At 73.3% G+C, this 12,841-nt stretch carries 13 protein-coding genes; 6 read left to right on the forward strand and 7 right to left on the reverse strand.

Annotation, left to right across the window (positions count from 1 at the left end; genetic code table 11):
• Positions 1-15: 15 nt before the first annotated feature.
• The 3 genes from F7P10_RS27355 to F7P10_RS27365 all read left to right on the forward strand — a co-directional run bounded on the left by F7P10_RS27355 (position 16) and on the right by F7P10_RS27365 (position 2,045).
• Positions 16-330, forward strand: a complete 315-nt coding sequence (locus F7P10_RS27355) for an ATP/GTP-binding protein (protein ID WP_151013513.1) — start codon at positions 16-18, stop codon at positions 328-330.
• A 92-nt stretch (positions 331-422) separates the two neighbouring features.
• Entirely contained in the window at positions 423-1,133 is a 711-nt protein-coding gene (locus tag F7P10_RS27360) for an alpha/beta hydrolase (protein ID WP_151013515.1), read from the forward strand.
• 90 nt (positions 1,134-1,223) lie between these two features.
• A complete protein-coding gene (locus F7P10_RS27365) occupies positions 1,224-2,045 on the forward strand; it encodes an alpha/beta fold hydrolase (protein WP_151013517.1) in 822 nt (273 codons plus the stop codon).
• Here F7P10_RS27365 and F7P10_RS27370 read toward each other — a convergent pair.
• The 3 genes from F7P10_RS27370 to mce all read right to left on the reverse strand — a co-directional run bounded on the left by F7P10_RS27370 (position 2,005) and on the right by mce (position 6,134).
• Positions 2,005-3,123 (reverse strand): AI-2E family transporter, encoded by a 1,119-nt coding sequence (locus F7P10_RS27370; protein ID WP_254716043.1) that lies wholly within the window; start codon positions 3,121-3,123, stop codon positions 2,005-2,007. The two genes, F7P10_RS27365 and F7P10_RS27370, sit on opposite strands and share 41 nt — an antisense overlap.
• Positions 3,124-4,047: 924 nt before the next feature.
• On the reverse strand, positions 4,048-5,370 hold the full coding sequence (locus F7P10_RS27375) for a DivIVA domain-containing protein (protein WP_151013519.1): 1,323 nt from the start codon (positions 5,368-5,370) through the stop codon (positions 4,048-4,050).
• 341 nt (positions 5,371-5,711) lie between these two features.
• Positions 5,712-6,134, reverse strand: coding sequence for a methylmalonyl-CoA epimerase (gene mce / locus F7P10_RS27380; RefSeq protein WP_151013520.1), 423 nt, complete (start codon positions 6,132-6,134; stop codon positions 5,712-5,714).
• An 83-nt stretch (positions 6,135-6,217) separates the two neighbouring features.
• Here mce and F7P10_RS27385 point away from each other — a divergent pair, with 83 nt between their 5' ends.
• Together F7P10_RS27385 and F7P10_RS27390 are read left to right on the forward strand one after the other, a co-directional pair.
• Positions 6,218-7,417 (forward strand): acetyl-CoA C-acetyltransferase, encoded by a 1,200-nt coding sequence (locus F7P10_RS27385; RefSeq protein ID WP_151013522.1) that lies wholly within the window; start codon positions 6,218-6,220, stop codon positions 7,415-7,417.
• A gap of 134 nt (positions 7,418-7,551) precedes the next feature.
• Positions 7,552-8,370 (forward strand): VOC family protein, encoded by an 819-nt coding sequence (locus F7P10_RS27390; RefSeq protein ID WP_151013524.1) that lies wholly within the window; start codon positions 7,552-7,554, stop codon positions 8,368-8,370.
• 163 nt (positions 8,371-8,533) lie between these two features.
• On the opposite strand, the gene F7P10_RS27395 is transcribed toward F7P10_RS27390, so the two are convergent.
• On the reverse strand, positions 8,534-9,226 hold the full coding sequence (locus F7P10_RS27395; RefSeq protein ID WP_151013526.1) for a DUF4230 domain-containing protein: 693 nt from the start codon (positions 9,224-9,226) through the stop codon (positions 8,534-8,536).
• Between the two features lie 116 nt (positions 9,227-9,342).
• Here F7P10_RS27395 and F7P10_RS27400 point away from each other — a divergent pair, with 116 nt between their 5' ends.
• The gene (locus F7P10_RS27400; protein WP_151013528.1) at positions 9,343-9,654 is read left to right on the forward strand and encodes a DUF3817 domain-containing protein; all 312 of its coding nucleotides are present in this window, start codon (positions 9,343-9,345) and stop codon (positions 9,652-9,654) included.
• 128 nt (positions 9,655-9,782) lie between these two features.
• Here the strand turns inward: F7P10_RS27400 and F7P10_RS27405 are convergent, their stop codons facing one another.
• The 3 genes from F7P10_RS27405 to F7P10_RS27415 form a co-directional block, all read right to left on the reverse strand.
• Positions 9,783-11,135 (reverse strand): hypothetical protein, encoded by a 1,353-nt coding sequence (locus F7P10_RS27405; RefSeq protein WP_151013530.1) that lies wholly within the window; start codon positions 11,133-11,135, stop codon positions 9,783-9,785.
• Positions 11,128-12,054: an ATP-binding cassette domain-containing protein gene (locus F7P10_RS27410; protein ID WP_254716806.1), complete on the reverse strand. Its 927-nt coding sequence runs from the start codon at positions 12,052-12,054 to the stop codon at positions 11,128-11,130. The genes F7P10_RS27405 and F7P10_RS27410 overlap by 8 nt, the downstream gene beginning before the upstream one ends.
• Before the next feature lie 365 nt (positions 12,055-12,419).
• Positions 12,420-12,827 (reverse strand): MerR family transcriptional regulator, encoded by a 408-nt coding sequence (locus F7P10_RS27415; RefSeq protein WP_151013534.1) that lies wholly within the window; start codon positions 12,825-12,827, stop codon positions 12,420-12,422.
• Between the last annotated feature and the right edge of the window lie 14 nt (positions 12,828-12,841).

Below are 12,841 nucleotides of genomic sequence, written 5' to 3' on the forward strand. Positions count from 1 at the left end.
CCCTACCCTGGAACCATGAGCCCCCGCAAGAACCGCCGCCCCGCCCCCGGACCAGCCCCGCTGGGCGGCGGAATGTGGGCTCAGGACACCGAGGACGGGCCGGACGGCACCTGGATCGTCCGCAACGTCGCCGGGGCCGCCGCCGGGAAACCGTACCGCTGCCCCGGCTGCGACCAGGAGATCCCGCCCGGCGTCGGGCACGTCGTCGCCTGGCCCGCCGACGAGCGCGGGGGCGCCGACGACCGGCGGCACTGGCACCGGCCGTGCTGGCAGGCCCGCACCCGGCGCTCGCCCCGGATCCAGCGGGGCCGCGGCGCCCCGCGCCACTGAACGCCCCGCGACGCCGGACGCCGCTCCACCGAACGCCCCGCGACGCCGGACGCCGCTCCACCGAACGCCGCTCCACCGAACGAAGGAGACCGATGGCGGAGATCAGGGCCGCGACCGTCCTGCCGGCGCGCCGCGAGGACATCACCCTGCACACCTCCGACGGGCTGGAACTCGTCGGCGAGCTCGCGCTGCCGCCGGAGAACCCGCCGGTGGCCACCCTCGTCTGCCTGCACCCGCTGCCCACCGCCGAGGGCATGATGGACAGCCACGTCCTGCGCAAGGCGTCCTTCCGGCTGCCCGCGCTCGCCGACGTCGCCGTGCTGCGGTTCAACACGCGCGGCACCACCTCGGCGCGCGGTACCAGCCAGGGCGAGTTCGGCGAGGGCGAGACCGAACGCTTCGACGTCGCCGCCGCCCTCGAGTACACCGAGTACCACGACCTCCCGCACCCGTGGCTGCTCGGCTGGTCGTTCGGCACCGAACTCGCGCTCAAGTGGGGCCGCGACCCGCTCGTCGAGGGCGCGATCCTGCTGTCGCCGCCGTTGCACCGCGCCACCGACGCCGATCTCGACGCGTGGGGCGCCGACGGACGTCCCGTCCTCGCGCTCGTCCCCGAGTTCGACGACTACCTGCGCCCGGACGAGGCCCGCGAACGGTTCGAGCGCGTCCCGCAGGCGGAGGTCGTCGGCGTCGACAACGCCAAGCACCTGTGGGTCGGCGAACCCTACGTGCGGACCGTGCTGAACGAGATCGTCCGCCGGGTGGCCCCCGCCGCGCACCCCCTCCCCACCGAATGGTCCTAACCCGATCGGCCGAAGACGGCCAGACCTGATCATCTCGGTCGCCATCCGGGTAACCAATACCGGTAACCCGACACGAGGTGAGGACCCCCGATGACCGTGCAGCTCTACGCCAGAGACGTCGGTACCGGCACGCCGCTCGTCCTGCTGCACGCCTTCCCGCTGTCGTCGGCGATGTGGCTGGAGCAGCGGCAGGGCCTCGCCGGACGGTTCCGCGTGATCACCCCCGACCTGCGCGGCTTCGGCGGGTCCCTGCTCGGCGCCGACGAACCGTCCATCGACGCGATGGCCGACGACGTCGCCCGCATGTTCCGCGCCCAGGGCATCGGCCGCGCCGTCGTCGGCGGGCTGTCCATGGGCGGCTACGTGGCGATGGCGCTCTGCCGGCGGCACCCCGACCTCGTCCTCGGGCTCGTCCTCGCCGCCACCCGCGCCGCCGCCGACACCGAGGCCGCCCGCGCGAACCGGCTCCGGCAGGCCGAGGCGCTCGACGGCGGCGGCGTCCAGGTCCTCGTCGACGAGGTCCTCCCCGGACTCGTCGGGCCCACCACCATGCGGCAGCGCGCCCTGATCTACGGGCGCGTCCGCGGGCTCGTCCAGGCCACCCCGCCCCGCGCCGCGGCCTGGGCGCAGCGGGCGATGGCCGCCCGCCCGGACTCCTTCGACACCCTCCGCGAGCTGCGCGTCCCCACCCTCGTCATGATCGGCGACGAGGACGCCCTCGCCACCGAGGACGAGGCCCGCGCGATGGCGGACGCCGCCCCCGACGCCGAACTGCTCGTCATCCCCCGCGCCGGGCACCTGTGCGCCGTCGAGCAGCCCGACCTGTTCAACCAGGCCGTCGCCGAGTTCACCGCCGCGCTCGCCCGGACCGCTAGAGAGTCTCCTGACGGGGCAGGACGACCTCGCGGATGAGCAGCGACACCGCCGCCGCCGTCGGGATCGCCAGCAGCGCCCCCACCACCCCCAGCAGCGCCGCCCCCACCAGCGCCGCCACGATCGTGACCGCCGGCTGCACGTCGACCGTCCGCTTCATCACCCTCGGGTAGATCAGGTAGTTCTCCACCTGCTGGTACGCGACGTAGAAGATCACGCAGATGATCGCGTCCGTCGCCGACCCCGTCAGGAACGCGATCAGGCACACCACCACCGCCCCGATCGTCGCGCCCACCAGCGGGATCAGCGCCGTCACCGACACGATCAGCGACAGCGCCAGCGCGTACTTCACCCCCACGATCGACAGGAACAGGTACGACGCCACGCCCGCGATGAACCCGATCATGAACTGGCCCGCGACGTACCCGCCGATCCGGTCCAGGATCTCGTCGCCGAGCAGCGCCACGCGCGCGCGCCGCGTCCGCGGGGCCAGCTTGTAGAAGAACGTCTTGATCTGCGGCAGCGACCCAAGGAAGTACAGCGTCAGGATCAGGATGGTCAGCGTCTGGACCGCACCGTTTATGGCGACCCGGCCGATGCCCGTGGCCGCGTCCGTGACCTGCTGCTGGAAGTCCGCGCTGTTGACGAACGTCTCCGCTCTTTCCAGCAGCTTGTACCGCTTGTCCCATTCCGCGAGCTGCTCGTTGTTCTGCAACTGCGTGACGAACTGGGGGATCGACTCCCGCAGCTCGTTGACCTGCTCGGTCACCGGCTGGACCAGCGACGCGACGAACCCCGCGAAGAACAGCAGCACCCCGATGAACACCGTGCCGACCGCCAGGCCCCGCGGAAGCCCGAGCCGGCGCAGCCGCTCCACCGCCGGGTTCAGCCCGATCGCGAGGAACAGCGCCACGACGATCATCACGATCGTCGACCGCGCGCTCGTCGCGGCCTGCACCAGCAGCCACGCCGTGATCACCCCGAGCGCCGCCGTGAACCCGAACACGAACGGGTGCGCGCGGCCGAGCGGCTGCCCCGGCCGTCCGAACGGGAACCGCTGATCGACTCCCGCCTCCCGCCGGCGCTGCTCGAGGTCCATCGCGGGATCGGGCGTCACCGGGTGGCCCTTCCCCTGCTCCGCGACGAGCGCCCCCGCCTCCCCGGGCCTTGCAGGGGCCGAACCGGGGGTGGGGCTCGCAGGGGGTGTGCCGGTCGCGGTTGTTGCCGGGGCCGTGCCGGTGGCGGTTTTCGCAAGGGGTGTGTCGTCGAGGGGCGGCGAGTCGTCGAGGACGTCCGTGTCCTGAGGCCGCGTCTGCGTGGGCCCGGTGCCGCCCGGTCGGGCGGCCTCGCCCTCCGGGCCCTTCCCGCCCTCCGGGCCCTTCCCGCCCTCCGGGCCTTCCTCGTCCCGGGTGCCGGGCTCGGCGGGTGACTCGCCGGTGCCGGACGCGGTCGGTTCGGTTCGCGCGGTGGATTCCCCTTCGGTGGACGCGCCGTGCTCGTCCGACCTGCCGGGCTCGGTGGAGGTCCCGACGGTTCCGGTGGCCCGCTCGTCCCGTCCGGCGGGTTCGGTGGCGGTGCCGGGGGCGTCGGGTGTGTCGCGTTCGTCCTGTGGGACGGTTCCGGGGGACGTGCCCGAGGTGCCGGACGTGTCGGGTCCGGTCCGTGCCGCCGGTGCCCCGGCGGCGGGTTCGTCCTGTTCGCCGGTCGCGGTGGGTTCCCCGGCAGCGGTGGACGCGCCGGGTTCGTCCTCGGCGGCCGGTTCGGCGGAGCCGGTCGCCGAGGGCCGGGGGGACTTCGGCTCTCCGGGGGAGGGCGGGGCGGTGTCGTCGGGCGAGGGGGCGGGGGCGGGGACGCGGGCAGGGCCGGGCGGCGCGGCGGAACCGTCCTCGCGGGGGTCTCGTCGGGCACGCCGGTCTCCTCTGTCTCCTGCCGTGGTCGGCTGCGGGTGTTACGGGTGTGTAGACGACGGAAAGCCTAGAGGCGTTCGCTCGGCCCCTAGGCTTTCCGGACGGGTGACGCGCCGGGCGGGCGCGTCAGGCGGTCACTCCTGCCACCAGTCCTCGTCGTCCTCGTCGGACTTCTTGGCCTCGCCGCCCGCGGGCGGTGCGGCCTTCGCGGGGGCCGGCTTCGGGGCCGGCTTGGCGGCGGGCGGCTCCTCCTTGGGCTCGGCCGCGGGGATGGCGGCCTTCTCCGGCGGCGCGGCGATCTCGTCGGCGCCCATGCCCGGGGAGACGCCGCCGATGAGCTGGCGGAGCTGGTTGAGGTGGCTGGTGATGCTGTCGCGCTGGCGGGTGAGCTCGTCGACCTGGCGCTGCGCGTTGGTGCGGACGCGGTCGGCCTCGGCCTTGGTCTCGGCCAGCAGCTGCTCGGCCTGCGCCTTCGCCTCGGCGATCACGTTGTCGCTGTTCTTGCGGGCGTTCGCGACGAGTTGCTTGGCGTGCGAGTCGGCCTCGCGGCGGGTCTGGTCGGCCTGCTGGGTGGCCTTGGCGGCGCGCTGCTCGGCGGACGCGGCGCGCTGCTCGGCCTCGGCGACGAGCTTCTGGGTGGCGGCCTGCGCGGCGGAGTGCCGCTCGGCGTCCTGGCGGTCGGCCTCCTCGCGGCGGGCGGCGAGCTGGATCTCGAACTCGGCCTCCGCCTGGGCGCGCTGGGCCTCGCTCTCCTCGAGGATGCGCTGCGCCTGGGCGCGCATCTCGTCGGCCTGCCGCTTCGCGGTGGTGAGGATCTCGTCGCGCTCGCGCTTGGTGGACGCGCGCAGCTGCGCGACCTCGCGCTCGGTGGTGGTGCGGAGCTTGGCGATCTCCCGCTCGGCGGCGGCGCGCTTCTCGGCGACCTCGTGGTCGGCGGTGGCGCGCAGCTTGGCGACCTCGCGCTCGGTGGTGGAGGTCAGCTCGTCGGCCTCGCGGCGGGCGGACGTGCGCACCTCCTCGGCCTCGCGCTCGGCCGCGCCCCGCATGTCGTCGCCCTCGCGCTGGGCGGTGGCACGCAGCTCGGCGGCGTCGTTCTCCGCGGTGGCGCGCAGCTCGGCGGCGTCGACCTTCGCGGCGGCCTTGATCTCGTTGGCCTCGGAGCGGGCGGCCTGGACGAGCTCGGTGGCCTGCTCCTCGGCGAGCCGGAGCAGCTGCTCGATGCGGGCACCGAGACCCGAGTAGGTGGGGCGCTCCTGTTCCTGCAACTGCCGATGGGCGTCGGACAGCTCCCGCTGCATGGCCTGGGTCTGCTCGCGGGTCTGCCGGACCTCGTTGTCGAGCTGTTTGATGTGCTCGTCGACCTGGTGCCGGTCGTAGCCGCGAAGCACCACGTCGAACTCGCGTGGGGGCGTGTCTTCGAAGAAGTTGGTGAGCTGGGCGTCGATGTCGGACTGCATGTGGCTCAATCCTGATGTGACGGGGCTACGGGTGGTTCCGGGGACCGGTTGATCGCCTGGCGGGAACGGCGCAGCGCCCCAGACCTCTTCCGGCGGAAGAAGCCTACTCCCGAGACTGCCGTGTTGGGGGCTCATCTTGACGCACTGCGTGTTTTGTTCCGTTTTGGCATGTCGCTCCGTGAAGTCGCGGCTGCCCAGGTACGGGGGCCACAAATGCACCAGACGCGACCGAACAGTCACAGAGCGGCGGTTCGTGCCGGGCCCCCCGGTCTCGCGGTCCCGAAAGCGTCACGATCCGGTCACGGTGCGGTGCCGCTCCGTGACCGGACGTCCGCGGGCCCTCAGCGCTTCTCGACCAGCTCCGTCAGGACGCCGTGGCAGTCCTTCGGGTGCAGGAAGTTGATCCGCGAACCGAGCGAGCCCTTGCGCGGCTCGTCGTACAGGACCCGGACGCCCTTGCCCGCGATGCCCGCCGCCTCGTCGGCGACCGTGCCGTCGGTGCCGAACGCGATGTGGTGCACGCCCTCGCCGTTCTTCGCGAGCCACTTGGCGACGGCCGAGTCCTCGCGGATCGGCTGGAGCAGCTGGAGGTAGCTCGCGGCGCCGTCCCCGGTCTCGTTGATCTTGAGCATGGCCTCCCGGACGCCCTGCTCCTCGTTCACCTCGAAGTGCACGTCGGAGAAGCCGTACGTCGCCTTGTAGAACTCGACCGTGGCCTCGAGGTCGTGGCAGGCGATTCCGATGTGGTCGATGCGGGTCAGCATGGGCGGGTCTCCCTCGAAGGCGTGCCGATACTCCTGGGTATGGTGGCAAACGTCGGCGCAGCACCATTCTGGAGGGCCCCCTCATGACCGCCACTTCCGTGATCGTCGCCGGAGCGCGCACGCCCATCGGACGCCTGACGGGCTCACTCAAGGACTTCTCGGCGGCCGATCTCGGCGCGCACGCGATCAAGGCCGCGCTGGAGCGGTCGGGAGTGTCCGGCGACCAGGTCCAGTACGTGATCCTCGGGCAGGTCCTCCAGGCGGGCGCGGGACAGATCCCGTCGCGGCAGGCGGCGGTGAAGGCCGGCATCCCGATGAGCGTCCCCTCGATCACGATCAACAAGGTCTGCCTCTCCGGCCTGGACGCCATCGCCCTGGCCGACCAGCTGATTCGCGCGGGCGAGTTCGACATCGTCGTGGCGGGCGGCATGGAGTCGATGACGCAGGCCCCGCACCTGCTGCCGAAGTCGCGCGGCGGCTACAAGTACGGGTCGGTCGAGGTGCTCGACCACATGGCCTACGACGCGCTCACCGACGCGTTCGACGGCCTGGCGATGGGCGAGTCGACCGAGCGGCACAACGCCAAGCTCGACATCTCGCGCGAGGAGCAGGACGAGTTCTCCGCGCGCTCGCACCGGCGCGCCGCCGAGGCGATCAAGAACGGCGTGTTCGACGACGAGATCGCTCCGGTCGAGATCCCGCAGCGGCGCGGCGAGCCGGTGGTGTTCGCCACGGACGAGGGCGTGCGGGGCGACACCACCGTCGAGGGCCTGGCGAAGCTGCGTCCGGCCTTCAGCTCCGACGGGACGATCACCGCGGGTTCGTCCTCGCAGATCAGCGACGGCGCCGCGGCGGTCGTGGTGATGTCGCGGGCGAAGGCCGAAGAGCTCGGACTCGAGTGGATCGCCGAGATCGGCGCGCACGGCAACGTCGCCGGCCCGGACAACTCGCTGCAGTCCCAGCCCGCGAACGCGATCAAGCACGCGCTCGGCAAGGAGGGGCTGGACGTCGCCGACCTCGATCTCATCGAGATCAACGAGGCGTTCGCGGCCGTCGGCGTCCAGTCGATGCGCGACCTCGGCGTCGGCCCGGAGAAGGTCAACGTCAACGGCGGCGCCATCGCGCTCGGCCACCCGGTCGGCATGTCCGGCGCCCGCATCGCCCTGCACCTGGCCTACGAACTGAAGCGCCGCGGCGGCGGCACCGGCGCCGCCGGACTCTGCGGCGGCGGCGGCCAAGGCGACGCTCTTATCCTCCGCGTTCCGACCCGGCCCCTCGCCTAGCGGCTCGGCGCCGAGAGGCTCTGAGCCGCGCGGGCGGCCCGCTTTGTGACCTCTTGGGGAGGCCCTGGCGATCGGCTCTGCCGTGGTTGGCGTACCTGTCCGTAACGTAGGGACATCGGACGTCGGGGGGTGCGATGCCGGAGGCGGCGACCTACGAGATCGGCACGGCGACCTGGTTCGACCTGGGCAGCCCGGCCCCCGAGGCGTGCAAGCGGTTCTTCGGGACGCTGTTCGGCTGGGCGTCGTTCACGATCGCGTCCGATCTGTTCGGCGACTACGAGGTCTTCACGCTCCGGCCCGGGGACGTGCTGGGGGTGGCCGGGATGCAGGCCCTGGCCGACGAGGCGACGCCCCCCGCCTGGACGCCCTTCTTCCACGGCGCGGACGTGGACGCCACGGCGCGCGCCGTCCTCGCCGCCGGGGGGATGGAGCTTCTGCCGGCCACGAGCGCGTCCACCATCGGCCGCTTCGGCATCTACGCCGACCCGGAGGGCGCGGCGTTCGCCGTCTGGGCTTCGCGGGAGGGCGTCTCGCAGGGCCCGACCATGGTGGACGAGCCGGGCACGGTGTGGCGGGTGGAACTGGCGGTCCGCGACCTCGGGCGGGCCCGCCGCTTCTACGGCGAGGTTTTCGGGTGGCGCGCGGTCGAGCGCTCGCCCGTGCACGGCTGGTGGGAACTGGACGGCGGGCGGCCGGTCGCGGACCTGGTCCGGACGGACGAGCGCTGGCCGGCCGGCCGGGACGCGCAGTGGCTGCCCTACGTGCGGGTCGTCGACTGCGACGCGGTGGCGCGCACCGCCGTCGAGTCCGGCGCCCGGCTCCAGGTGCCGCCGGCCGACGGCGAGGCGGGCCGGTTCGCGCTGGTGGCCGGCCCGGCCGAGACTCCGTGCGGCGTGATCGCCCCGTGGTCGCCCGCCGGGGCGGGCGAGCGGGGCGTGGCGTCCCGCGCCTGACACCAGGCGCCCGGAGACTTGGCGAAGCCTTGGCCGTGTGCGGGTGCCCCGTCGAGGCGGCCTCTGCCGTGATTGGCGTACCGCTTCGTAACGTGGGTGCATGCCGGTTGTTGACAATTTCGGTTACAGGGTCGAATCCAGGGCCGTGAGCACTGAGAGTTCCTCACTGGGCCGGGGTGGCGAACTTGACGGACCGGAACCCGAGGGCCTTCAGCATGTTCGTCAGCATCGACTTCGTGTTGGCGTCGGCGCGTTCGCGGAGCCCGCTCTTCGCGGCGGCGTCCTGGATCTTCTTGCTCGCCAGGACGTAGAGCTGCTGCTGGTCGTTCGGGTTGCTGCTGAAGAAGTCGCCGAACCGGTCGAACAGGCCGCGTTCGGTGGCGTGGACGTAGCTGTTCTCGGTGTCCAGGTTCGTCTTCTCCAACTGCGCGGGCGGCAGCGTGATCGTCGCGGCCGTCCGGTCCGCGTTCACCTTGATCGCGCCCGAGCCGAGCTTGGAGAAGTCGACGTAGGCGCCCACGCTGCCGTTGCCGACGAACAGGGTGCGCTCGCCGCGCAGCGAACCCGGGAGGAACTTCGCGTCCTGCTCCAGGTCGACGATCACCTGGAACGATCCGCTGGCGGCCTCGTAGCGGCGCAGGTCCTGGATCGACTTCAGCAGCACGGGCCCGCTGCGGTCCTTCGTCTCCGTCGCGAAGGGGTTCGCCCAGTCGGGCAGCCCCACGCCGCGCAGGAGTTGCAGGCCCACCACCACGACGACCGCCGTCACCACGACCAGCAGGACGGGGCCGCGCAGGAACAGGAGGGGACGGAGGGATCGGGTGGGGGTGCCGGTATTCGATTTTCCGCTCGACATACACCCGGCATGCCCAGCAGAACCGATCGCTCACGCCACTTCTTGCTTGCCGGGCGATGTGATCAGCGCCATACCCCCGGCTGAAACCTCCGGCGCGTGAGGGGCGTTGACCGGACGTGGACATCGTTCGTGCTTTCCGGGTCGTCTCCATCGCGGAGGCGGTCTCGTTCCTGGTGCTGCTGCTCGTCGCCATGCCGCTGAAGTACATGGCGGACCTGCCGGCCGCGGTGTCGCTGGTGGGCCCGATCCACGGTGTCCTGTTCATCGCCTACGTCGGGGCGGCGGTGATCGTGCGTCAGCAGCTCGGCTGGAACATGACGCGGACGATCCTCGCGCTGGGCGCCGCGGTGCTGCCCGTCGCCCCGTTCTTCGTCGAGCGCCACTGGACCAAGCCCGCGCCGGTCGCCGAACCGGCGGGCCGGGCCTAGGCTCCTGCGCGGTCGCGCCGGGCTGGGGGTCCCGTCGCGGCCGCGCAGGGGAACCCCGCGCGCCGTTCCCCGCCCACGCGGGGGACGGCGCATCGTCGTGCCGCGGCCCGGTCGGGCGGCCCCGGCCTTCACCGCGGGGAACCTGGAACGTTCCCTGCCCCCGGGGCGATCGCCGCGCCCGACCCGTTCTCCCTGCCTGGAACGTTCCCCGCACCGGACGGGACGGACGGGTGGGCGCCCGTCGCGGCGCGGAAGTCGTTCGGGCCGAGCGTGCACGTCCGGTAGTCGGCGAAGTTCCGCCGCAGCCAGGCGCGGCGCCGCTCCTCGCTCCACGAGCCGAACGCGCGGGCGGTGCGGGCGTCGCCGATCGCGGGCGGCGGGTCGCCGGTCAGCCAGGCGTCCACCAGCGCCCCGTAGCCGGCGGGGACCGGGCACGCGCGCGGGTCGCGCAGGCCGTCCCGGATCCGCCGGACGGCCCGCTCCTCGAACCCCGGCGGCAGCGCGGCGTCCAGGTGGACGCCCGCGACGCCGTCCCGCACCCCGCCGGGGGCCCAGGTCGGGCGCTGCTCCACGCGGGTGAACGCGCCGGGCGTCCCGTCCAGCCGCGCGGCGAGGGGGATGACCGCGGCCGTCAGCGCGGGCAGCGCGTCGCGCAGCGCCGGATGCACGCACACGGTCAGCGGCCACTCGCGGCAGACCTGGTCGGTGCGGACGGGCGCGACCGTGCCGCCCGAGGTGCCGTGCAGCCCGACGGTCGCGGCCGCGGCGGCGGCGAGGGCCGCGGCGAGCGGGACGCCGACCAGCGCGCGCCGCGTCGCCCACAGCACGTACCCGAGGATCAGCGCGGCCGTCGCGCCGACCGCCCACACGACCTGGTCGGCGAGCACCTGCGGGCGCAGCGTGGTGAAGAGCGCGACCTGGTTCAGCGCGGCCGGGGGCAGCAGGCTCCACCAGGACATCCCGGGCACGCGCAGGGCCGACCACAGCCCCGTGGCGGCGAGGACGAGCGGTGCCGTCGCCCGGTGCGGCACGACCCGTCCGGCCAGGTATCCGGCCACGACGTGCAGGACGAGCGCGCCCGCGCCGGCCGCGAACCCCAGCGGGTGGGACCGTCCGGTCCCGCCGTGCAGCAGGGTGACGGCGACGATCACGGTCGTGACCGCCGCGTACGCGACGAGCGCGGCGGCCGACAGCAGCAGCAGGTCGAACAGCACGCCGGTGGCGGGGGAGCGGGCGGTGAGGTTGCGCAGGTAGTCCAGGGGGCGTTCCCGGACGGCCGCCCACGCGGCGAGCGCGGCGGCGACCGGGCCGAGCAGCCGCACCGCGTTGACCAGAGCGACGACGGAGTTGTCCCAGTACGCGTGCGGCGGGCACAGCGACAGCGCGGCGGCGGCGGTGCCGACGACGGTGAGCAGCGGCACCGCGACGAGCAGGGCCGTGCGGCGGGCGTCCAGCCGGAGCACCCGACCGAGGTCAGACACCGGCGGCGCTCCGCGCGGGCGTCCGCCGGGCCCGCGGCCGGGCCGGCTGCGGCAGCGCGGGCAGCGGCGGCCGCCGGCCGATGCGCCGGGGCCGGCCCGTCCAGGGCGCTGAGGACCATGGACGGACCGGCCACAGCCACCGGCGCGGCACCGGACCTTCGCCGCGCCGGTGATCGCCGGGCACCGCGTCCGGTCCGCCGGCCGCGTCGGGCCATCGGCGGTCGGCGGCGGAGCGGCCCCGGCGGGTCGTGGCCGAGCGGGTGGGCTGCTCGGTGAGTTTGCCGCGCGACAGCGTGAACAGGCGGTCGCACCAGCCGGTGAGCAGGTCGCAGCCCTCCGCGGTGATCACCACGGTCGGGGCGAGGGCGCGCAGCACCGGGATCAGCTCGGCGATCGTCGCGGCGGCGTCCCCGGAGCCGGCCGCGCCGCCGCCCGGCCACGGCTCGGCGGCCGCGCACAGGTCGCCGAACGGGTCGTCGAGCAGCACCAGGTCGGGTTCGTGGACGCACGCCGCGGCGAGGCCCGCGCGCAGCCGGACGTCCGGCGGCAGCAGGGCGAGTTCGGTCCCGGCGGCCTCGGTGAGGTCGAGCCGCTTGACGATGGCGCGCGCGGCGGCCGCGCTCGTCCGCTTGAAGTACGCCGCGTACTCGACGAACTCGCCCGCGGTCATGTGCTCGGCGCGGGCGAACCGGGACGGCAGGTAGCCGATCCGGGCCCGCGCGGCGCGCAGTTCCGTACCGTTCGAAATGTCCTTTCCGAGAACGTGCAGCGCGCCGGCGTTCGGCCGGCGCAAGGTCGCGAACGTGGCCAGCAGAGTGGATTTACCGACACCAGGTGGACCGGCAAGGCCGACCACGCCTTCGGCAAGGCCGAAGGTCACCGGGCGCAGGAGCCACCGCCCCCCGCGGCGGACACCCATTCCTCGGGCCACGATCGCGGAATACTCCGCGATCACTGTTTCCCCCCGTTGTTCGCCATGCGCTCGCTGCGGCCGTGACTGGCGCGCCGGTGGCCTCCCCCGTCACCACGCGGCGCCCGCCCGGCTCCCGGCGCCGGCGGAACCGGTGTCCAGGGCGTCCGGAGCTCTTTTGCCGCGGAACGATGCATCGACATCGCGACTATAACCGGGCTTGGCGATGGCTGTCAGCAATCTTTTTGCCTTTACTGCGGGACCGCTCGATCCTTTGCCTTGCCGCGTGACCTAGAACAAATCTAGATTTCTGGACAATCGGCATATGCCCGCCAAAAGGCATTTCGGAGGCCGAGTCGCGGTCCGTCCGCTGATCAGGCGATCGCCGGTTCCGGATCGGTCGCGCCGCACTCCGGATAGACGTCCGGCATGCGGCGCTCGGCGTCGTCGATGAGGTCGCTCAGAACCGTCCGGGACTGGACGACCGACTCGATGCACTCGTCCAGCTTGCGCAGGCGCGCGCGCAGAGCCTCCACGAGTTCCGGGCAGGGTTCCAGTTCGGGGCCCGAACCCGTCGCGCAGGGCAGCAGGTACTCGATCTCTTTCGTCGACAGCCCGGCCTCGAGCAGCCTCCGGATCTGGGTCACGGTCACCACGGCGCCGTCGGCGTACTCGCGGTAGCCGTTCGCGCCCCGCCCGGCTTCGAGCAGCCCCTGGGCCTCGTAGTAGCGCAGCTGGTGCGCGTTGACCCCGGTCCTCCTGCTCAGCTCCCCGATCAGCATCCCGCTCGCCCCTT

This window comes from Actinomadura sp. WMMB 499 (assembly GCF_008824145.1).
Lineage (GTDB): Bacteria > Actinomycetota > Actinomycetes > Streptosporangiales > Streptosporangiaceae > Spirillospora.